Source organism: Bradyrhizobium sp. AZCC 1678, assembly GCF_036924765.1.
GTDB lineage: Bacteria > Pseudomonadota > Alphaproteobacteria > Rhizobiales > Xanthobacteraceae > Bradyrhizobium > Bradyrhizobium algeriense.
The window spans coordinates 4065869-4087139 of record NZ_JAZHSE010000001.1; the positions used below are offsets into that span (position 1 = coordinate 4065869).

Genomic DNA, 21271 nt, shown 5'->3' on the forward strand with positions numbered 1-21271 from the left:
CCCGTGATGGAGCACAGGGCCAGAGTTGGTAATCGACTGTTAGCTGCATTGCCGCCAGCAGATCTTAAATTCCTAGTGCCTCATTTCCGAATGGTCCCGCTTGAACGTGACGCCGTGCTGATGCGGTCGGGTGACGTAGCCGAAAAGATCTATTTCCCTCTCAGCGGCTTGATCGCCTTCATCATGGACATGCCGAGCGGGCAAACGGTCGCGACCGCTCTCGTCGGCAACGAGGGAGCTGTGGGCATCCTGTCGACGCTGGGGCCTTCCCGCTCTCCGATGACCGCGGTGGTGCGGGTGGCGGGGACCACGTTGCAGATTTCACCAGCACGGTTTCAAGCGGCGCTCGACCGCAGCAGCGCCTTGAATGGCGCGGTCCAGATCCTCTCTAGGGCACTGATGGCACAATTTCAGCACGTCGCGGCCTGCAATGCGCTACACTCGGTCGAAGCCCGTCTGGCGAGATGGTTGCTGCACGTCCACGATCGGCTCGACGGGGACACCCTGCCGCTGACGCAGGAGACGCTTGCGGAATTTCTCGGCGTGCGGCGAACGACGGTGACGCATGCCGTTTGCAAGCTCCGTGACTCGGGTGCGGTCCGATCCAATCGGCGGTCCTTCATTGAGATCGACAGGCCGCGGCTCGAAGCAGCAGCATGCGAGTGCTACCAGCTCATGCGCCGCAGGATCGGTCGGATCGTCTTGCCGGAGGAGATGACCCCGCCGGGGCTCGTCCGGCATCCCCGGGACCGAGCTGCCTTGTTTGCCGAGGCAGAGGAGGTTCATCGCCGCACGCCAAGCCAGGGAGTGACCGGCCCCCGCTCGAGGGGCCATTGACGGAGTTGCAGCAACGGCTTCAGCGGCCCTACGCGGATTGCAGGCTGAGCGTGGCCTTTGGCTTGAGCCGCCTCTCTGATGGCTCGTGAACCCAGGCCTCCCTGGCAAACCATTCGTGGCTGGCTTTGCAGATCAAACAGAAGGTGCGCGCGAAAAATACCGGACTGCAGCGAAACCGTTCGCGATCCGCTTCCATACCTGTCGGAATGGCACGCCCCGTCTCGGGGCATTTGATCATGACGACGCCCATCTGCTCTTCCGTCCCTGGATTTTTGTGTTGCGGCATGTCAACTCGACGTCGGCTGGAATGCGCCCTTCTTGTGGAGCGCTCGTTCCAGCCGATCCTGTCGGGCTGCGAAAGTGACTTAAAACCAGGACGCTTTCTGCAGCATGCCGGCAAAGCTCTTCTTGATTGGATCGGCACTCTCGGTCGCGATCTTGCGGGTGAGCTCCCACATCTCCCGGTTTTGTGCTGCCGTGGCTCCAAAGTTCTTGCAGCCCTGTGCGGCGGAGAGCTGCAAGATTTCCGAGGGCGACTTCGTGCCCATGAGATGGGTGAGAAAATCGAAGGCGGAGCTGGTGTTGGCGGCCGAGAACTCGATCAATTTCGAGGCGTAGTCCGCGGCGCCTCTTGCGTTGGTTGAACAGGATTCCAGGAGAACGTCGGTGACTGCTCCCGAGGCAACCTTCATGTTCTCGATGCCTTCCTTCGCCCGCGTCATGTTCTGCTCGGTGATCCCATTAAAGATCCCAGGCACCGCGAAGAACGGCATGTCAAATCCGCGCTTTTCGTATGGTCCGGTGGCTTTCGGGTTCGGCGTATTGTTATTCACGTCAACGTTCATATTGGCATCACTCACGGGTTTCATCCTCTCAGCGAAACTGAACTCAACAACGATCGGATTTTTGTTCCCGGACCTTCCGAGGCGCGTGCCGCCGCAGAGACGGAACCGGGAACCATTTCCCCCAACTTCCAACAAGGGCAGGTGCTGCCGCGGATGACCGCCTCGCGCCCGCCTATACCAAAGTATATGGCGGACTGGCGCCGGGGCTTCCGTTCGCTTTGTGACTCTCACGGCGAATTTTTGAATGTCGGGTGTCATACACACCGGCAATGAAAAAACTCTCGGGGAGGCTCGGGCCTTCGGCCTTGCCGGAGCTGCCGTCAGGTGAGGCGTAGCTGCGCCTAGTCAGCCCAGCCGCTGATCGCGTGCGTCCTCGGTGCCTTCGCTGGCGGCCTTGGTAGCCGCCTTTGCCGCGCCCTTGCGGCTGGAAATCTCGACCACCTTGCGCCCGGAAATTTCGTGGCCGGCGTCATCGGGCATCTGCCAGAAGAAATAGGCCGACGCCGCCGAGATGACCGCGACCACGAGGAACGCCGGCGGGAATACGTCGGCGTTCAGTTCGGTGACATGGTGCCACAGCATGGTCGATTCCACCGAGAACGCACCGACCGCGACGCCGGCGGAAATCGCCAGTTGCTGGTTGACACTGACCAGCGTGGTCGCGCGGCTCATCTGCGCCGGCTCGACCTCGGCATAGGCCACCGTATTGATCGCGGTGAATTGCAGCGAGCGGAAGAATCCCCCGACGACCAGGATGATGAAGATCAGCAGCAGTGGCGTCGTCACCGTGAACAGGGCGCAGGCGGCGAGGAAGACCGCGCTGACGACGGCATTGACCGTCATCATGTTGCGGAAGCCGAAGGCGCGGATGATGCGTGCGGCCAGCGTCTTCATGCCCATCGCGCCGACGGCCGAGGCAAACGTCACCAGTCCCGATTGGAATGGTGTCAGGCCAAAACCTTCCTGCATCAACAGCGGCAGCAGGAACGGCAGCGCGCCGATGCCGAGCCGGAACAGGAAGCCGCCGATGATGCTGGCGCGCATGGTCGACAAGCGCAGCAGCGAGAAATCCAGCACCGGCGATCCGGTCCGCCTCGCATGCATCACATAGAGCGTCATCGAGATCGTGCCGACCGCAACGAGGCCGGCGACAACAGGCCAGGGCAGCAGGCCGAGGCCGGCAACCGAGAGGCCGAAGGCGATGCCGGCAAGGCCGATCCCGGCCAGCACCAGCCCATAGAGATCGAAGCGCTCGGGATCCTCGCTCTTGATCGGGTCGATATACTTCATCGCCATGAAGATGCCGAGCAGCCCGATCGGGATGTTGATCAAAAAGATCCAGTGCCAGGAGAAGTAGGTGGTGATGAAGCCGCCGAGCGGCGGGCCGATCACCGGCCCGATCAGCGCCGGCACCGTCACCCATGTCATCGCATTGACCAGTGCGCTCTTGTCGATCGAGCGCAACAGCACCAGCCGTCCGACCGGCGTCATCATCGCGCCGCCCATGCCCTGCAGGATGCGGGCGATGACGAAATGGGTCACGTTCTGCGACAGCGCGCACCCGATCGACCCGATCATGAACACGCCGATGGCGATCGAGAACACCATGCGCGCGCCGAAACGATCGGCGGTCCAGCCGCTGGCCGGGATGAACACCGCGAGCGACAGCAAGTAGGACGTGATGGCGAGCTTCAGCGTCAGCGGGCTGGTGCCGATATCGGCCGCGATCGCCGGCAGCGAGGTCGCAATCACCGTCGAGTCCATGTTTTCCATGAACAGGGCAGTGGCGACGATCAGCGGGATCAGGCGTTCTTTGGTCATCGGGATCGGGGGACCGGAAAGTGAGGCAGGCGAGGGCGCTGTATCATTCCGCTGTCGCACAGGCCATTGCGGAACGGGGCAAACCACCTAAGTCCTGCGTGACGCTGGTATGCACCGTGCCAGCCGCTGGAGGTCCGCATGATCTACGTGCTTGCTGCCTTGTTGCCGCCGGTCGGGCTGCTGCTGAACGGGCAGCCGTTTTCGGCGATCTTCAACCTGGTCCTGATCGTGTTTTGCCTGGTTTTCGGGCTGATTTTCCACGTACTGCTGCTGGTGCCCTCGGCGCATGCGCTGATCGCGGTTCACATGAAGCGGGAGGACCGCCGGCACCGCGAGGTGGTGGAGGCGATCCGCCAGCACGGCCCGCCGCCGGGATACCGGCCCTAAGGCCGTCGCTAACCCCTTGGGATTGCGGCTTTTCCCGAAAAGCCTGTGCATAGCTGGCAAACACTTTGATTCGGCGTCCCGCCATGCTATCGACCACCGTCAACCCCACCGATGGGCTTCGATTCGACGGCGATGCCGATAGCATCGCCGAAGGCGGCGTTCATCCATAAGAACTGATCGCGGCGATGAGCCGCCGAAAGGAGTTGGCAATGGCGCAGGGACTTCAGGGTATCCGTGAAGCCTTCACGTTCGACGATGTGCTTCTGAAACCCGGTCTCTCGGATATCCTGCCTTCTGAGGCCGATATCCGCTCGCATGTGACCCGCGCGATCCCGCTTAACATCCCGATCATCGCGTCCGCAATGGACACCGTCACCGAAGCACGCATGGCGATCGCGATGGCGCAGGCCGGCGGCGTCGGCGTCATCCACCGCAATTTCGATCCGGAGGGACAGGCCGCCCAGGTGCGGCAGGTCAAGAAGTATGAATCCGGAATGGTGGTCAATCCGCTGACCATCGGCCCCGATGCGATGCTGTCGGACGCGATGGCGCTGATGAAGGATCACGGCTTCTCCGGCATTCCCGTGGTCACCGGCGCTTCCAAGGGGGTACCGGGAAAGCTGGTTGGCATCCTCACCAACCGCGACGTCCGCTTTGCGAACGATCCGCGCCAGAAAATCTCCGAATTGATGACGCATGAAAACCTCGTCACGGTGCGCGAAGACGTCAGCCAGGACGAGGCGAAGCGGATGTTGCACAAGCATCGCATCGAAAAACTGCTTGTTGTCGACGATCAATATCGCTGCGTCGGCCTGATTACCGTCAAGGACATGGAGAAGGCGGTTGCGCATCCGCTGGCCTGCAAGGACAGCCAAGGCCGTCTGCGCGCCGCAGCCGCGACCACCGTCGGCGAGGGCGGCTTTGAGCGTACCGAACTGCTGATCGATGCCGGGGTCGATCTGATCGTGGTCGATACCGCGCACGGCCATTCGTCCCGCGTGCTGGAAGCGGTCAACCGCATCAAGCGGCTCTCGAACGCCGTGCAGGTGATCGCCGGCAATATCGCCACGAAGGAAGGCGCGCAGGCGCTGATCGATGCGGGCGCTGACGCGATCAAGGTCGGCATCGGCCCGGGCTCGATCTGCACCACGCGCATCGTCGCCGGCGTCGGCGTGCCGCAACTCACCGCGATCATGGATGCGGTGGAAGCGGCGAAGAAGGCAAACGTGCCCGTCATCGCCGATGGCGGCATCAAATATTCCGGCGATCTCGCCAAGGCGCTCGCCGCCGGCGCCGACATCGCCATGGTCGGTTCGCTGCTGGCCGGCACCGATGAGACGCCGGGCGAAGTGTTTTTGTGGCAGGGCCGTTCCTACAAGGCCTATCGCGGCATGGGCTCGGTCGGCGCGATGGCGCGCGGTTCCGCCGACCGCTACTTCCAGCAGGACATCAAGGATACGCTCAAGCTGGTGCCCGAAGGCATCGAGGGCCAGGTGCCTTATAAAGGCCCGGTCGGCAACGTCATGCATCAGCTCGCCGGCGGCCTGCGCGCCGCGATGGGCTATGTCGGCGCCCGCAACCTCGCCGAATTCCACGACAAGGCGCAGTTCGTCCGCATCACCGGCGCGGGCCTGCGCGAAAGCCACGTCCACGACGTGACGATCACGCGCGAGAGCCCGAATTATCCGGGCGGGGTGTAATCTTAGGCTGTCATTCCGGGGCGCGAAGCGAACTAAGGTGCGCAATTGCGCACCTGAGAATCTCGAAATTCCGGGTTCGGTCCTACGCATCGCCCCGGAATGACGGCGTTGGAGGAGATGTCATTCTCCCTCCACCGTCATTGCGAGCCAACGGGTCGCGCGAATGCGCGCCCGATGACAGGCTCCGCGAAGCAATTCATTTCGCCGCTTGCGGAGGCGTGGATTGCTTCGCTACGCTCGCAATGACGAAGAACAACAACACTCGGAGGAACCCTCAATGTCCGCATCAGCAAAGCGCATCGTTCTCGCCGCTCGCCCGGTCGGCGAACCCAAACCCTCCGATTTCCGCCTCGAGGATTGCCCGATCCCGACCCCGGGCGCGGGCGAAGTGCTCCTGCGCACCATCTGGCTCTCGCTCGATCCCTACATGCGCGGGCGCATGAGCGATGGGCCGTCCTATGCGCAGCCGGTGCCGATCAACGGCGTGATGGAGGGCGGCACGGTCAGCGAGGTGATCGCCTCGAACAATCCCGGCTTTGCCAAGGGCGACATCGTGCTGTCGCGTGCGGGCTGGCAGACGCACGCCATCTCCGACGGCAAGGGCCTGGCGAAAATCGATCCGAAGATTGCGCCGATCTCGACCGCTGTTGGCGTGCTCGGCATGCCCGGCATGACCGCGTATACCGGCCTGCTCGATATCGGCAAGCCGCAGGCCGGCGAGACCGTCGTCGTCGCGGCGGCCTCCGGCGCGGTCGGCTCAGCGGTCGGCCAGATCGCGAAGATCAAGGGCGCACGCGCGGTCGGCATCGCCGGCGGCAAGGACAAGTGCGCTTACGTGAAGAACGAACTCGGCTTCGACGATTGCCTCGATCACCGCGAAACCGATCTTGCCGCGAAGCTGAAGTTTGCCTGCCCGAAAGGCATCGACGTCTATTTCGAAAACGTCGGCGGCGCCGTGTTCGAAGCGGTGTTTCCGCTGCTCAATGCGTTTGCGCGCATGCCCGTCTGCGGCCTGATCGCGCATTACAACGATACGCAAGCCGTGGCGCCGAAATGGGCGCCGGCGATGATGCGCAACGTGCTGACCAAGCGGCTGACCATCCGCGGCTTCATCGTCAGCGATTTTGCCGCGCGTCACGGCGACTTCCTGCGCGACATGTCGCAGTGGGTTCGCGAGGGCAAGGTCAAGCACAAGGAGTTCGTCACCGAAGGTCTCGACAGCGCGCCTGCCGCGTTCATGGGCCTCTTGAAGGGCGCGAACTTCGGCAAGCAACTGGTGCGCGTCGGGCCGGATAAAATTTGAGCCAACTGGAACTTGCGGCGCGAACCTCACAGCCACTTGAGATGGATGAGGGAACGTCCCTTCAACGCCGTCGTTTGGTTTTGACATCCAATGGAGAAGCCAAATGATGAACTTCAAGAAACTATCGCTCGGTCTGGTTGCCGCAACGATGCTGGCCACTCCTGCAATGGCTCAAGTGGTTTACCAGGAACCCGGCGTGACGGGCTACTATCCGAACTCCGGTTACGTCACAGGAGGCTACGGTGTCAGGGTCACGCCCGGACCGGGCTACTATTACGGCAGCCGGTTTCAGCCGGCTCCACGCGTAGGCGCATTTGCGACAGCGCCATGGGACGATGGTTCCTCCTCCTTTGGCCTCGTTGAGCGTCAGTGGTGATGCGCTCTAACGTGTGAAGCATGATCTGAAAATCTTTCGAGAAGGTCGTGCTCAAATCAAAGCGGAAGCAGAGCGGTCCCAAGAACGCCTCAAGAACGCCTCAGTCCTTGGCCGCTTTGCCGAGCAGCTCGTCCAGCCCGACATCGGTCTGGCCGGGCGCCCTGACGTGGCGGACTTCAAAACTGTCGGGCTGGAAACGGTATTCCACCAGCCCGACTTGCTTGGCGCCAATCACTTCCTGCATCCGGTCCGGAATGATGAAGCCGGCAGACGGCGCCCAGACATGGCGGGTGTGGCCGAAGGTGAAGTCGCGGCGCTGGTGCACGTGGCCTGAGGCGACCAGCCGCAGATCGACCGCCGCAAACATCTCGATCAGATTCTTGCGCCGGGGCTGCGGAACGTAGCGGATCGCCGACGCCTCGATCTCGGGATCGTCGGGCGTGTTCAGATATAGAGGCTTATGCAGGAATAGCGCGACCGGCTTGCCGTTCACGCTTGCAAGTTCTGAAACCAGCCAGCCGAACTGCTCGGCCTCGCTCTCGATTCCGGTGTTCATGATCAGCGAGTTCAGCCCGATAAAACTCCAGCCGGCAGCATCGAAGCGCCAGCGGTCTTCGCCAGTCACAGACAGATATTTCCGCCGCTCTTCCTCGGTCGCCGGCTGCTTTGGCGCGGGGCCGATCGCTGTCGGGTTGTCGCCGATGTCGTGGTTGCCGGGCAAAAGCCTGCACGGCACCGGTAGCGCGTCATGCATTTCTTTCGCAAATTCGAGATCGCTGCGGCTGGTCGGACCGTCGAAGGAGATATCGCCACTGTTGATGACGAGATCGGGCCGCGTCGCGTCGATATGCTCGCTGACGCGGTGAAAATTGTCGGTCAGTTTCTGCAGACGGCGGGCGAGGTGGGTATCGGAAATTTGCGTCAGGCGAAATTCGGACATGCAGCCTTCCTTTCGGGCCGATCATAACCGGACCTGAAGTCGGAACGATGACGAAAGCGTGTGGGTGGCGTCAGCCCAGCGTCCGCCGCCAGAACGCGAGCATATCCGCCCTGAACAGCTCAGCATCGCCGTCGCGGCTTCCGATTCTCGCGCCCTTCCGGCCGTAGCCCGCCTTCAGCGCATAGACCATCAGGTCACGGTCGACGAGCTTGCTGTCCGCGACGCCCGTGAGCGGATGGATGAAGGCGCCGTTATTGGCGATATAGGCCGTCGGCGCGGCGGGGGAGACGGATGCGTCGGGAACATTTTCGATACCTGTGCCGCGGTCAAAGCTGTGCTGCGCGCCGCCGATCAGCCGCATCGTCGCTTTGCCACCGGAAAGGCGGATGGCCTGGCAATGGCCCTGCACCTGCATCGGCGAGCACCATTCATCCGCATCGCCCATGATGACGCGGATTTCGGTTTCGTCGACGGATGGATCGAGGAACTGGTGGCCGCTCCAGGGATAGGCGGCGAGCACGCTGCGAAAACCGGCGCCGGCGCCGACCACCGCATCGGCAAAACGTCGCGTCGCCGCCGTCAGCACCGCCGAGCCGCCGCGGCTGTGGCCTTGCGCGCCGATCCGGGAAGCGTCGATCTCGGGATGAACAGACAGCACCTGCCAGGCGGCCAACACGTCATAGGCGCTGGCGGCAAATGAAAATTGGGTCTGGTTGGCGACGGTGGACGTCACATCGCGCGCGCCAAAACTGTCGAGCACAAAAGCCGCAAAGCCGTCGCCGACCACCGTTTCGGCATGCGCCAGGTGAGAAGCCGCGACGCCGAGGCTGCCCGGCACCACCATGACAAGCGGTAGCTTCCCGTTGCGCTTGCGATGATCCGAAGTGGGCAGGAACAGCTTGCCGTCGATGACAAGTCTCGGCAGGTCGGCGGCATTGCTGATGACTTGGAAGTAATTGACCGGATTGGCGCTGAGGATGTCGATATTCTGTCCCTTGGCACCGCCAGCGAAAACAATGTCCTGATCGCGAAATCGCAAGTGTAACCCTCCCGCGGCCACTCTCTTTCGGCGACCGTCGGGGATAAAGTAAAGCGCTGGTTGTTCCCGTCAAAGTAAAAGTGCCCGCGGTCTTGCCATCCTTGTCCTTCAGGGCAAATGGGCAACACAAGCGCTCCAGCGTCTTGGCCGCGTCGTGGCCGCCCAGCGTAGCGCCTCAAAGCACGCGGTAGCGGATCGCGAAGGCGTCGTGAATCTCTGAAGTCACCGCGCCGCCATTGGCCGGCACGATGCCGTCGGCCAGATGCCATGGTCCGAACTGGCCGGAGCGTGTCGGGCTCGCCGGCAGCCGCAGCCGGAACGTGCCTTGGGCCTGGCCGGGCAGGTTCAGCACCATCACGCGCTCGGTGGTGCGATAATCCAGCGTCACCGTGCCCCGCAATATGCTGCGGCCGTCGGGCGTGGAGGCCAGCGCCTCCTGAACCTTGGCCAGTTTCTGGTTCCGGTCGGTCAGTAGTTCGACCTGGGTTTCGGCGGCGGTCGTCAGCACAGCCTTCGGCAGGCGGATTTCAAATTCCACCGCGGGCTTTGCCGGATTGAGGCCGAGATAGGCCTGCGCCGCGTGCCGCATGTCGGAGATCGCGAAGGCGAGCAGGACCAGCACCGCGAAGACGGCAAGGCCGTGTTTGAGGAGATCGTGGCGGCTGCGGTAGCCGCTGCGAAAGTAGACCGAGAGCACGATCGCGACCGCCAGCGCCGCAGCGACACCGGCCAACGCCGACATGATGATGCCGAGGCCGCCATCGGGGCTGTCGCTGAACCCGACCGCCCGGAGAAAGGAGGTCATGGAATAGCCGGGCAGCTCGGCCGCGTTGGCTGCTCCGGTCAGGATCGGGGAGGTGATGTTCATCGCCTGCTCGCGGGTTGCTTTGGAGCCGGTTCGAGACCAGAACCATCGGAATTCTCGATAGTTGGTCGCCAAGGCTTCGTCCGTGGTTCAAAAGGCTCGGGCTGTGGTTCAAGCGAGTGTCGAGGAACTGGATTTGTCAGGCGAGGGGTGCCTCGGTATTGCTTTAAGGTCTGGTGCAGGTTTCGGGGGAGGTTCTCATGTCGGTTCAAATGGTTTTGCTGCCGGTTTTCGTGTCGGTCGGGCTCACTTTCTTCCTGATGCTATGGATGGTGTCGGCCCGCACAAAGGCGGTGAAGGCCCGGGAAACCAGCCTGAAGGACATCGCGCTGGGGCAGCCGAAATATCCGGCCCGCGTGGCCCAGATCGGCAATTGCTTCAGCAATCAGTTCGAAGTACCCCTCCTGTTCTACATGCTGATCGCGCTGGCGCTGCCGCTGCGCCGGGCCGATCTCTTCATCGTGCTGATGTCCTGGGTGTTCGTGGTGACGCGATTTGCCCACGCCGGCATCTTCGTCACCTCCAACAACATCCAGCAGCGCAGCCTGGCCTGGTTCGCCGGCGCAGTGGTGCTGCTCGTGATGTGGATCTACTTCGCGCTGAAGCTGCTGCTTCTGATTTAGAAAGCCCTTGATGACCCCTGCTGCCCGGCTGTCCGCCGCTATCGAACTGATCGAAACCATCGACGCGCAACGCGTTCCCGCGGCGAAGGCGCTGAAGGAGTGGGGCACCGCGCATCGCTATGCCGGCTCGGGCGACCGCGCGGCGATATCTGGCCTGATCTGGGACGTGCTGCGGCGCCGGGCGTCCAGCGCCTGGCTGATGGACGCGGACACGCCGCGTGCGCGTGTGCTCGGCATGATGCGGCTCGAGCGCGGCATGAATACCGAGGCCATCGCCGCGCTGTGCGACGGCGGGCGTTTCGCGCCGGAGCCGCTGAGCGAGGCTGAGCGATCAGCGCTCACCTCGCGCACCCTCGACGGCGCGCCGCCGCACATCGCCGGCGATTATCCGGAATGGCTGGACGCGCCGCTGGCAGCGGTGTTCGGCGACGACCGCGTGGCCGAGGCGACAGCGATGGCGAGCCGCGCCCCGCTCGATCTGCGCGTCAATACGCTGAAGGCCAAGCGCGAGAAGGTTCTCGCTTCGCTCAAGCACCTCGGCGCGCGGGAAACGCCGTGGTCGCCGATCGGCCTCCGCATCGAACTCGGCGCCGACGCGCGCAACCCCGGCATTCATGCCGAGGAGGATTTTATCAAGGGCGCCGTCGAAGTGCAGGACGAAGGCTCGCAGCTTGCGGCGCTGTTCTCGGCGGCAAAACCCGGCGAGCAGGTGATCGACCTCTGCGCCGGCGCCGGCGGCAAGACGCTGGCGCTCGCCGCGATGATGCAAGGCAAGGGGCGGCTGATCGCGACCGACCACGACAAGCGCCAGCTCGCGCCGATCTACGAGCGGCTGTCGCGCGCCGGTGTCCACAACGCCGATGTCCGCGCGCCGAAAGGCGACACTGATCCATTGGCCGACATCAAGGCCTCCGCCGATCTCGTTCTGATCGACGCGCCCTGTACCGGTACCGGCACCTGGCGCCGCAACCCCGACGCCAAATGGCGCATGCGCCCCGGCGCGCTCGAAGTGCGGTTGAAGGACCAGGCGGAAGTGCTTGATCGCGCGAGCGCCCTGGTCAAGCCCGGCGGCCGCATCGCCTATGTCACATGCTCGGTGCTACGAAGCGAAAACGGCGACCAGATCCGCAGCTTTCTGTCGCGCCATCCGGAGTTTTCGATTCAGCCACTGAACGAGACGGCAAGCGTGCTCTGGGACAAGGCGGAAGATTTTGAAAACGCCGCGCTGAAGTCGGCCGAAGGCTGGCTGCTAACCCCGCGCCGCACCGGCACGGACGGGTTTTTCGTCTCAGTGCTCAAGAAGGCATGATCGCGTAGGGTGGGCAAAGCGAAGCGTGCCCACCATTCAACTGCGAAACCGGAGAGATGGTGGGCACGCTGCGCTTTGCCCACCCTACGATTCCTCAATCCACAATGAACAGCTTCACGCCCGTCTTCGTCGACGACCGATGCGCGGCGTCGCCGAAATCCGACACCTGATAGCTCATGCCCGGCTTGAGCTTGAACGTGCGGCCGTCGCGCAATTCGGAATCGAGTTCGCCTTCCAGCACGTAGAGCACATGCCCGCGGTCGCACCAGTGATCGGCAAGGTAACCCGGCGAATACTCGACCATCCGCACGCGCAGATCGCCGATGTTGAGCGTGCGCCACAGCGCTTCGCCGGTTTCGCCGGAATGTTTCGTCGCGGCGACCTGGCTCCAGTCGGTCACGGTGAAGGGTAGTGTCGGAATTTTCATGCGGGGGAGTCCTGCGGTAAGAGGAGAGCGGGGTCTTTCCGCCGTCATTGCGAGCGAAACGAAGCAATCCATCGTGCGGCACAAAGAAAGATGGATTGCTTCGTCGCTAACGCTCCTCGCAATGACGCGGTTGGGTCGGTGGTCCACGTTGGAACACGTCGCACAGGCAGGGCCTTAATGCGCGAGATGATTGGCCGAACCCTGCCTGATCTTTCCCCTCGCATCGAGCCGCAAATATTCGCAGATCTGCGCGCCGCGCTCGTTCTGGTAAAACACGACCACGCTGTCCGGGCTCACATAGGTGTCGATCAGGTCGAAATGCAGGCCGGGCAACAGCCGAAACGCCTTGCCCCAGTACATTCGCAAGCTTTCCTTGCCGCGCAGCGTGCCGCTGGCTTCCAGGCCGAGCGCCTGAATACGGTCGGAGGTCATTTCGGCATCCTCAGCGTAAAGCGCTAGGATGCGCTCGAGGTCGTGCGAGTTCCAGGCGGCGATCCATTCCCGGCCGAGCGCGGCGAGATCGGCCGCCGCGTAGTGCTGGCTTTGCATGGTTCCCTCCGTTTCCTCGCGATTTGCTCTCGACAACTGTCGAGCGCAAATTAGGTCAATAATACTTACCTAAATTGGGTTTGTCCACGGCCCAGAAAGAATGTGGGCCAACCCTTTGCCGCGGTTGCGAGGCCGCGCCCCGTCGCGTAATTCCTGTCCATGACAGCAGCACAACAAGCCCGCGAGCAGACCACCTCGGTGGCCTCGGCGCATGACAAGATTCTGATTGTCGACTTCGGCAGTCAGGTGACGCAACTGATTGCGCGCCGGGTGCGCGAGGAGGGCGTCTATTCCGAGATCGTCCCGTTCCAGAAGGCGGAAGCTGCCTTCGACGAGATGAAGCCGAAAGCAGTGATCCTCTCCGGCGGCCCGGAATCGGTGCATGAGGAAGGCTCGCCCCGCGCGCCGCAAAAGATCTTCGATTCCGGCGTTCCCGTGCTCGGCATCTGCTACGGCCAGATGACCATGGCCGCCCAACTCGGCGGCGAGGTCGAGGGCGGCCACCACCGCGAATTCGGCCGCTCCGATGTCGAGGTGAAGACGGCGAGCAGATTGTTCGACGACACCTGGTCGATGGGCGAGAGTCATCCGGTGTGGATGAGTCATGGCGACCGCATCACCAAAATGCCGCCGGGCTTCAGCGTCGCCGGCGTTTCGCCGAACGCGCCGTTCGCGGTGATCCAGGACGAGAAGCGCAAATATTACGGCCTGATGTTCCACCCCGAAGTGGTGCACACGCCCGACGGCGCCAAGCTGATCCGCAATTTCGTCCGCAAGGTCGCAGGCCTCACCGGCGACTGGACCATGCGCGCGTTTCGTGAAGAGGCTATCGAAAAGATCCGCGCGCAAGTCGGCAAGGGCAGGGTGATCTGCGGCCTCTCCGGCGGCGTCGATTCAGCGGTGGCCGCGGTGCTGATTCATGAAGCGATCGGCCACCAGCTCACCTGCGTGTTCGTCGATCACGGCATGCTGCGGCTTGATGAAGCCAAGACCGTCGTCGACCTGTTCCGGCATCACTACAACATTCCGCTGGTGCATGTTGATGCCTCAAAACAATTCCTCGGCGAACTCGCAGGCGCCACCGACCCTGAAGTGAAGCGCAAGACCATCGGCCGCCTGTTCATCGACGTGTTCGACGCGGAAGCCAAGAAGATCGGCGGCGCGGATTTCCTGGCCCAAGGCACGCTCTATCCCGACGTGATCGAGAGCGTCTCCTTCACCGGCGGCCCGTCGGTGACGATCAAGTCGCACCACAATGTCGGCGGTCTGCCCGAGCGCATGAACATGAAGCTGGTCGAGCCCCTGCGCGAACTGTTCAAGGACGAGGTCCGCGTGTTGGGGCGCGAACTCGGCCTGCCCGAAATCTTCGTCGGCCGCCACCCGTTCCCGGGCCCCGGCCTCGCCATCCGCTGCCCCGGCGACATCACGAAGGAAAAGCTCGACATCCTGCGCCAGGCAGACGCCGTCTATATCGACCAGATCCGCAAAGCCGGCCTCTACGACACCATCTGGCAAGCCTTCGCCGTGCTGCTGCCGGTGAAGACGGTGGGCGTGATGGGCGACGGCCGCACCTACGAATACGTCGTCGGCCTGCGCGCGGTAACGTCAACCGACGGCATGACCGCCGACTTCTATCCCTTCGACATGAGCTTCCTCGGCCAGACCGCGACGCGGATCATCAACGAGGTGAAGGGCGTGAACCGGGTGGTGTACGACGTGACAAGTAAGCCGCCGGGGACGATTGAGTGGGAGTAGGGCGCAGGATAGTGGAGGATGCGTTAGGACAGTATCGCGCATCCAACCGAATGATGGTCTTCGATAGACCTTGAGCGTTACCGAACGACCGCTGATTGCTCAGCTCCACGAAGGTGCGCGGCGCATGACCAACATCACGACCTTCTTCATGTTCGACGTGCCGCCGAAGCGTGGTCACACCGACAAAGCGGCGCGCAGACTGTGTCCAACCTCACTTCTGCGCAACGTCCGCAGCGCCGATGTTCTGGTTGGCGACTCCTGCCGTGATGACGCCGGCGGCCATCGAGTTGTCCGGCGTCTGGCTGCTGTCCAGCAGGATCAGCGGTTGCGATCGGCCTCTGCCGGCCGATCGCGGTTGTGTTCGACTTAAATACCGGGCAATGCCACCTGCAACGCCGTCTCCAGCGCCACCATGATCTGCTCGCGGATGATCGATGATAACAAACATATTAGACGCTATGGCTCCGACGGCGATTGTCTTGCACGGTACTACAAGCGCGGGCAAGTCGAGCATCGCCAAGGCGCTGCAGGCGACCGCACCAGTGCCAGCATTCCACATCTCCCTGGACGCATTCGTCACAATGTCGAATCGCCGCGATATGCGGAGCGACGCGGAACGCGCTCAGGCCTACAGCATCCACTGCGAAAACCTGCGCTCGACACTTGCACGTGTCGTGCAAACGCACTTCGACATTGTCCTGGACTTCGTCTTGCGGGATGAAGTCCAAATAGATGCATGTTTGAACGTGCTTCGCGGACGGCCCACTTACGTCGTCCGCGTCTGGGCTCCGCTTGACGTTCTTGAGGAACGAGAACGGTCGCGCGACAACCGCGCGCCTGGGATGGCCCGTGAACAGGTCGATCATCCGGCATACCGTCGCGCTTACGACCTGGAGGTAGACACCTCGCTGTGTACCCCGGAAGAAGGCGCGGTTGCGGTGCGACGCCTCATTGGAAGCATCTAGCTGGGTAATACATCATTAGATGATCGCGCTCTGGGCGGGCTCATGATTCCCGCGGGTCCAGGCCCGACGGCTAACGGCCGGATCGCGCGCTCGGTGAATTACGGTGACGGTGCACTAAATGGCAAGCTGCCGGGCTTAGCCGGTCTTATCTATACTGGAAGCGTAGCCCCGGGTGAGCGCGCTAATACCCGGACTTCTCCTTCCGCATATCGCTGCGCTCATGCGGCCTACAAATCTGCTCGCCACGCCGATCGCCCCCGCTCAAATGCCGGCTGCACACCCTAGGCCGCCATGTTACGACTCCTGCATCGCCCCTCCGGAGCCAGCCTTCATGTCCGCCGCGACCGCACCCAGCCAGACCACCACTCCAACCGCCGCCGAGACCGATCCGCAAACGTTGGGCTGGATGCAGGGCTTTCCCCCGCCGCCGGATAAAACCATCATGTTCCAGAACGGCTCGTTCCGCAGTTTCCCCGAATTGCGTTGGGCGTGGAGCAATATCCGCCAGTTGGTGCCGACCGTGAACGTCTGGCGCGGGGCAGGGCCTGCATCCGCGCTGCCGCGCGAGGAGCACGATATCGGTGCGTCCGCTTCGGTCACCATGGACGGGCGGCCGATGACGTTTGCGCGCATGCTCGAGGAAACCTATGCCGACGGCATCGCGGTGCTGCACCGGGGCAAGCTGATCTACGAGCGCTATTTTGGTGCGCTGAAGCCGCACAAGCCGCATATCGCGATGTCGGTGACGAAATCGTTCACCGGCACGCTCGCCGGCATTCTGGTGGCGGAAGGCAAGATCGATCCGCAGGCGCCTGTCACGGATTATGTGCCGGAGCTGAAGACTAGCGCATTCGGCGATGCGCGCGTGCACGAGGCGATGGATATGACCATGGGCCTCGAATACACGGAAGTTTACACCGATAAGAATTCCGGCGTGTTCGGGCTGCGGCGGGCGAACGGCATGGCGCCGATCGAGCCGGGCTATGAGGGCGCGACCAACATCTTCGATTTCCTGTGCGCGCAGAAGAAGCAGGGCGAGCACGGCAAGGCCTTCGCCTACAAGACCGTCAATTCCGACGTGCTGGCCTTTATCTGCCGGCGGGCGAGCGGGATGACGCTGTCCGATCTGCTCTCGGAGCGCATCTGGATTCCGATGGGGGCGGAAGAGGACGCGCATTATCATGTCGACCGCATCGGCACCGAAAGCGGCGGCGGTGGCCTCTCGACCAGCTTGCGCGATCTCGCCCGCTTCGGCGAGACGATCCGCAATCACGGCCGCTTCAACGGCCGCCAGATCGTGCCGTCGGCCGTGGTGGAAGACATCGCCCGCGGCGGCGATCCCGCAAAATTCAAGCCGGCGGGCTACACGACATTGCCCGGCGGGTCGTACCGCAATCAATGGTGGATCACGCACAATGCGCACGGCGCCTACATGGCGCGCGGCGTTCACGGGCAGGGCATCTATATCGATCCGAAAGCCGAGATGGTGATCGCCCGCTATGCCTCGCACCCGGCGGCCGGCAACGCCGCCAACGACCCCGTGACGCTGCCGGCCTACATGGCGCTGGCAAAGGACCTCATGGCGGGGGGCTGATGCCCCCGCCAAGTGCCTGTGTCTATCCGCGCACCGCCGCCTCGATCTTCGCAACGTCGATCTTCTGCATCGTCAGCATCGCCTCGAACGCGCGCTTTGCCACGTCGCCGCCCTTGGCCATCGCGTCGGTCAGGACGCGCGGGGTGATCTGCCACGACAGGCCCCATTTGTCCTTGCACCATCCGCATGCGCTCTCGGCGCCGCCATTGCCGACGATCGCGTTCCAGTAACGGTCGGTCTCCGCCTGGTCCTCGGTGGCGATCTGGAACGAGAACGCCTCGCTCTGCTTGAAGATGTCGCCGCCGTTGAGGCCGATGCAGGGCACGCCGCATACCGTGAACTGCACGGGTCAGGACGTCGCCGGCCTTGCCGCCCGGAAAGTCGGACGGTGCTTTATGAACCCCGTCGACGCTGCTGTCGGGAAAGGTTTTGGCGTAAAACCGCGCGGCCTCTTCGGCGTCATGGTTGTACCACAGGCAGATCGTGTTCTTGTTCACCGTTGTTCTCCTTACATTTTCCGCAGGCGCGAGGCTTGCCGGCACCGCTACCAGCAAAGGACGATCGAACAGGTCGCGTCCCGACGTCGCTCAACTCTTTTTTCGCCGCGGGTTCGCTGCCGGCAGGGGTCGTTTGGCCGGCGGGCACGGTCAGGCGGGCTTCGATTACTGATTCTCAACGATGATATCGAACCATCGATCCGGCGTGGCGTGCTGAAAATACCAGTCTTCCGCTTCGTGCCATTGCTGTTCCCAGGGACCGATGCCGCGTTCGCGCAGCCCTACGGGCTGCGATTTCGCGCGTTCAGAGGAGGCGTCAGGGGGCAAGGTCCATAAGCACGGCCCCGGTCCTGAAATCGACGGGCAGGGAGACCGGCCGCGACAATAACGTTGCGGTCACCCGGCATACGACGGCGGCACATTCTCTAAACGGCCCAGCACAGCCCCGTTCCCCAGTTGGCCGAGCCGATTTCGATTGTGCAACCGGCCGTCTCGCAGAGCGTTCATGCTTCGACACTTAGGCGTGAACCAAAGCCACATGAACTTCGCGATTTCTAGACCCGGAGGAACGGCGATAATGGCACGATGGGCTTTACCAGAGCGGTTCTCGTTCGAGGAACAGGCGATCGCCTGCGGCGCTAGCAGGACGGCCCATATTTGCGGTCATCCACGAGACCGCCGACGCGTTGGCGGACGGTGAGGATCGCGAACGCGCCTTCGCGGCAATGCGCTGGATCTTGCGGCGAGCGCTTGAGCAGGAGGCCCGATGAGCAAGGTCCGAAAGAGCCGGGTTCTGGTTATTGGCGGCACGCGGGGCGCCGGGCTCCTGATCGCGCGCCTGCTGCACCAGCGCGGCTATCAGGTCCGGGTGCTCGCGCGCAACCTGGCCGCAGCCGCAGCCGAACTGGGCCACTCTTTTGAGGTCGTCGCCGGGGATCTCACAAAGCCGGAGACGCTCCCTGCCGCGGTGGCGGATGTGGATCACATCATTTTCACCGCAGGCGCGCCCAGCGGACGCTACGCGCCGGAGCGCCTAGTCAAGGCGACGGACTATCAGGGCGTGGTGGACACGCTTGCGGCCGCGCGCCGAGCCGGGTTCCACGGCCGCTTCGTCTATCTCAACTCGATCGGCATCGGGACGTCTTCTTTGGCCGGGACCCTCATCAACCTGCTCAAGAGGAACACGCTGGTCTGGCGCCGGCGCGTTGAAGACGATATTCGCGCCAGCGACCTGGACTACACGATCATCCGCGTTGGCTTCCTGCTCAATCGGCCTGCCGGGGGGCGCGCGGTCGTCGTCGGGCAGGACGCCCTGCCGCTGGCGCCTCGGAACCGGATCGCCCGCGCTGATGTCGCGGAGGCGTTCGTTGAAGCCATGGAGCATCCGCACGCCTCGCGGACGACGTTCGAGATTGTGTGGGGCAAGGGTGCGCGGCAAGGGAGCTGGAACTCCCTACTCGATCGGCTCAGGCCGGACCCGCGATGATGGGCGTCTGACTGAAGGATCGCACGTGATGCGCGAGGGCGCGATGGAGGCAACGCGACACGTCTCTTTTGCTAGGATTGCGCGGGATTACGGGGACCACGGTGACACAAAATTGCAACGGTGGCTCAAGGCCGCGTCACAAACCGGCACGACAGGCAAATCACTTCTGATTTTCCGAAATCGTGTCAAGGCCAGGAATCAAAAATATTCCGCTTTCGTTCTCACCCAAATCAGTCCCATAACTCCGCCCGTCTCACGGCGGATGAGGGGCGTTGGCCATCGTCACGAACGCGCGGTGAGATGCGATGGACGCGAGAGCTGCGACTGACGTGTGTGGCTTGAGCGTACGGCGAAGTCGTGTGGTTCGGGCGCCGCGGTGCTGGCGCTAAGTCCAAGAGAAGCGAAGCTTCTCGGGGGCGACGGAGGCAAAAGAGCCGTTCTCCGGGAAGAGCACGAAGTAAGCCGTAAAGCCATTGCGCAGGGAAGGCCGGAGTGTTCCCGCTGCCCTGTATGCTCGTGTGCAGTTTTGTTTGCGCAAATCGCACGCGAGACCGCGGGTGCAGCAAGCACCCGGTCTTCCCTGCGCCCTCTGTCTTTCGAGAGGGTAAAATCAAGACAATAGCTCGGGCATTTCGTGCCGCGAGAACGTGGGTCCGTACCCACGCTGTTTGACAGTTGAATCAGAAGAACCGCATTGCGTTCACGGACGAGCAAGCCGCCGGGGACGATTGAGTGGGAGTAGGGGGCAAGTGGGCCCGGGTCGAAAGGGCCTGACTCCGGCAGGGCCTCCGGAAGGTCGAGGGCCGGTGGCGACGACAGAAGGGCACGCGCCAAAAAAATGATCGCGGTGCTGTCGGATCTTGTCGATCTGGCTCGTCCTCAGGTTTGGACCGCCACAAGGAGACAGACGATGCGGGTGATGGTGTTCGGAAAAGCCGCTGACGGCAGCGAAAAAAGCGCGCCCCCCACGAAAGAGGCGTTCGCGGCCATGGACCAGTTCACCGACGAGCTGGTCAAGGCCGGAATCATGGTGGCCGGCGCCGGCCTCCAGAACAACGCCCAGGCCAAGCGCATCACGTCAGATGGTTCGAGCAGCAAGGTCATCGACGGGCCGTTCGCCGAGACCCGCGAGCTGGTCGCCGGCTTCATGATCTGGCAGGTCAAGGACATGGACGAGGCCGTGGCCTGGGCGAAGCGCAATCCCATGTTAGGCCCGAGCGGGGTCGAGATCCGCCCGTTCTACGAGGCGGCGGATCTGGCTGAGTATCTGACGCCCGAGGAGCTCTCGGCGCCCCGTGACGGGGAGCGCGGGAAGCTCGGCGTCGCCTGATACCGTCGGCTGGATCGGCCGCCATCCGTCTCGGTTGGCCGTGAGATTCCGTTTCTTGTGGAAAGCTGAGGAAATCGCCATGGCGAAGATCGTATTTGGAATGAACCAGTCCTTGGACGGCTACGTCGACCATGACCATCCGGAATTTGCGCCAAGCCCCGCGCTCTTTCGTCACTTCATCGAGCAAGTGCGCGGCCTGGCGGGCAGCGTGTACGGTCGCCGCATGTATGAGGTGATGCGCTATTGGGACGAAGACCATCCTGAGTGGACCCCGGACGAACGCGACTTCGCGGCGGCGTGGCGGAACCAACCGAAGTGGGTCGTGTCGCGCTCCCTGGAGTCAGTCGGCCCCAACGCCACGCTTGTCGCGGATGACCTCGAGGCGGTGATACGGGGACTGAAGGCTGAGCGCGTGGGGGAGATTGACGTCGCCGGACCAGACCTGGCGCGAAGCCTAACCGATCTTGGTCTTATTGATGAGTATCAACTGTACCTCCACCCCGTCGTGTTGGGTCGCGGCAAACCATTCTTCTCCGGCCCCCGGCCGCCGCTCCGCCTTGTGGCCAGCGATCGAATTGGCGAGGACGTGATCAGGTTGACGTACGTTTCTGCTTGATGACGGG

At 63.0% G+C, this 21271-nt stretch carries 22 protein-coding genes and 1 pseudogene; 13 read left to right on the forward strand and 10 right to left on the reverse strand.

Annotated elements, in window-relative coordinates:
* Positions 1-6: 6 nt before the first annotated feature.
* Positions 7-837, forward strand: a complete 831-nt coding sequence (locus V1294_RS19065; protein WP_442895454.1) for a Crp/Fnr family transcriptional regulator — start codon at positions 7-9, stop codon at positions 835-837.
* 28 nt (positions 838-865) lie between these two features.
* Here V1294_RS19065 and V1294_RS19070 read toward each other — a convergent pair whose 3' ends face one another.
* From V1294_RS19070 to V1294_RS19080, 3 genes are all read right to left on the reverse strand, one after another.
* A complete protein-coding gene (locus tag V1294_RS19070; protein ID WP_334481370.1) occupies positions 866-1087 on the reverse strand; it encodes a hypothetical protein in 222 nt (73 codons plus the stop codon).
* Positions 1088-1202: 115 nt separating this feature from the next.
* Positions 1203-1817, reverse strand: a complete 615-nt coding sequence (locus tag V1294_RS19075) for a phasin family protein (protein WP_334499299.1) — start codon at positions 1815-1817, stop codon at positions 1203-1205.
* A gap of 210 nt (positions 1818-2027) precedes the next feature.
* Positions 2028-3503, reverse strand: coding sequence for a DHA2 family efflux MFS transporter permease subunit (locus V1294_RS19080; protein WP_334499301.1), 1476 nt, complete (start codon positions 3501-3503; stop codon positions 2028-2030).
* 138 nt (positions 3504-3641) lie between these two features.
* Here V1294_RS19080 and V1294_RS19085 point away from each other — a divergent pair, with 138 nt between their 5' ends.
* The 4 genes from V1294_RS19085 to V1294_RS19100 all read left to right on the forward strand — a co-directional run bounded on the left by V1294_RS19085 (position 3642) and on the right by V1294_RS19100 (position 7269).
* A complete protein-coding gene (locus V1294_RS19085) occupies positions 3642-3890 on the forward strand; it encodes a hypothetical protein (protein ID WP_334481365.1) in 249 nt (82 codons plus the stop codon).
* A 209-nt stretch (positions 3891-4099) separates the two neighbouring features.
* The gene (gene guaB, locus V1294_RS19090) at positions 4100-5590 is read left to right on the forward strand and encodes an IMP dehydrogenase (protein ID WP_334499303.1); all 1491 of its coding nucleotides are present in this window, start codon (positions 4100-4102) and stop codon (positions 5588-5590) included.
* 277 nt (positions 5591-5867) lie between these two features.
* Positions 5868-6893: an NADP-dependent oxidoreductase gene (locus tag V1294_RS19095; protein ID WP_334499305.1), complete on the forward strand. Its 1026-nt coding sequence runs from the start codon at positions 5868-5870 to the stop codon at positions 6891-6893.
* A gap of 106 nt (positions 6894-6999) precedes the next feature.
* Complete coding sequence (locus V1294_RS19100) at positions 7000-7269, forward strand: hypothetical protein (RefSeq protein ID WP_334499308.1); 270 nt, start codon at positions 7000-7002, stop codon at positions 7267-7269.
* A gap of 100 nt (positions 7270-7369) precedes the next feature.
* On the opposite strand, the gene V1294_RS19105 is transcribed toward V1294_RS19100, so the two are convergent.
* The 3 genes from V1294_RS19105 to V1294_RS19115 all read right to left on the reverse strand — a co-directional run bounded on the left by V1294_RS19105 (position 7370) and on the right by V1294_RS19115 (position 10116).
* Positions 7370-8209: a metallophosphoesterase family protein gene (locus V1294_RS19105; protein ID WP_334499310.1), complete on the reverse strand. Its 840-nt coding sequence runs from the start codon at positions 8207-8209 to the stop codon at positions 7370-7372.
* Positions 8210-8279: 70 nt separating this feature from the next.
* Positions 8280-9248: a dienelactone hydrolase family protein gene (locus tag V1294_RS19110; protein ID WP_334499312.1), complete on the reverse strand. Its 969-nt coding sequence runs from the start codon at positions 9246-9248 to the stop codon at positions 8280-8282.
* Between the two features lie 175 nt (positions 9249-9423).
* Complete coding sequence (locus tag V1294_RS19115) at positions 9424-10116, reverse strand: acriflavin resistance protein (protein WP_334499314.1); 693 nt, start codon at positions 10114-10116, stop codon at positions 9424-9426.
* A gap of 197 nt (positions 10117-10313) precedes the next feature.
* Here V1294_RS19115 and V1294_RS19120 point away from each other — a divergent pair, with 197 nt between their 5' ends.
* A complete protein-coding gene (locus V1294_RS19120) occupies positions 10314-10736 on the forward strand; it encodes an MAPEG family protein (RefSeq protein WP_334481353.1) in 423 nt (140 codons plus the stop codon).
* Positions 10737-10746: 10 nt separating this feature from the next.
* Positions 10747-12045, forward strand: coding sequence for an RsmB/NOP family class I SAM-dependent RNA methyltransferase (locus V1294_RS19125; protein WP_334499316.1), 1299 nt, complete (start codon positions 10747-10749; stop codon positions 12043-12045).
* A 94-nt stretch (positions 12046-12139) separates the two neighbouring features.
* On the opposite strand, the gene V1294_RS19130 is transcribed toward V1294_RS19125, so the two are convergent.
* Positions 12140-12472: a DHCW motif cupin fold protein gene (locus tag V1294_RS19130; RefSeq protein WP_334481349.1), complete on the reverse strand. Its 333-nt coding sequence runs from the start codon at positions 12470-12472 to the stop codon at positions 12140-12142.
* Positions 12473-12646: 174 nt separating this feature from the next.
* On the reverse strand, positions 12647-13021 hold the full coding sequence (locus V1294_RS19135; protein ID WP_334499318.1) for a nuclear transport factor 2 family protein: 375 nt from the start codon (positions 13019-13021) through the stop codon (positions 12647-12649).
* A gap of 159 nt (positions 13022-13180) precedes the next feature.
* On the opposite strand from V1294_RS19135, the gene guaA reads away from it, so the two are divergent.
* Positions 13181-14776, forward strand: coding sequence for a glutamine-hydrolyzing GMP synthase (gene guaA, locus V1294_RS19140; RefSeq protein WP_334499320.1), 1596 nt, complete (start codon positions 13181-13183; stop codon positions 14774-14776).
* Between the two features lie 211 nt (positions 14777-14987).
* On the opposite strand, the gene V1294_RS19145 is transcribed toward guaA, so the two are convergent.
* Complete coding sequence (locus V1294_RS19145) at positions 14988-15224, reverse strand: hypothetical protein (protein ID WP_334499322.1); 237 nt, start codon at positions 15222-15224, stop codon at positions 14988-14990.
* 31 nt (positions 15225-15255) lie between these two features.
* On the opposite strand from V1294_RS19145, the gene V1294_RS19150 reads away from it, so the two are divergent.
* Both V1294_RS19150 and V1294_RS19155 read left to right on the forward strand, forming a co-directional pair.
* Entirely contained in the window at positions 15256-15741 is a 486-nt protein-coding gene (locus V1294_RS19150) for a phosphotransferase-like protein (RefSeq protein ID WP_247778383.1), read from the forward strand.
* Positions 15742-16072: 331 nt separating this feature from the next.
* On the forward strand, positions 16073-17335 hold the full coding sequence (locus V1294_RS19155) for a serine hydrolase domain-containing protein (RefSeq protein WP_334499326.1): 1263 nt from the start codon (positions 16073-16075) through the stop codon (positions 17333-17335).
* Between the two features lie 22 nt (positions 17336-17357).
* Here the strand turns inward: V1294_RS19155 and V1294_RS19160 are convergent.
* Positions 17358-17832, reverse strand: a pseudogene (locus V1294_RS19160) (VOC family protein).
* A gap of 766 nt (positions 17833-18598) precedes the next feature.
* Here V1294_RS19160 and V1294_RS19165 point away from each other — a divergent pair.
* From V1294_RS19165 to V1294_RS19175, 3 genes are all read left to right on the forward strand, one after another.
* A complete protein-coding gene (locus V1294_RS19165; RefSeq protein WP_334499329.1) occupies positions 18599-19318 on the forward strand; it encodes an SDR family oxidoreductase in 720 nt (239 codons plus the stop codon).
* An 838-nt stretch (positions 19319-20156) separates the two neighbouring features.
* Positions 20157-20648: a YciI family protein gene (locus V1294_RS19170; protein WP_334499331.1), complete on the forward strand. Its 492-nt coding sequence runs from the start codon at positions 20157-20159 to the stop codon at positions 20646-20648.
* A 79-nt stretch (positions 20649-20727) separates the two neighbouring features.
* The gene (locus V1294_RS19175; RefSeq protein ID WP_334499335.1) at positions 20728-21264 is read left to right on the forward strand and encodes a dihydrofolate reductase family protein; all 537 of its coding nucleotides are present in this window, start codon (positions 20728-20730) and stop codon (positions 21262-21264) included.
* Positions 21265-21271 lie beyond the last annotated feature (7 nt).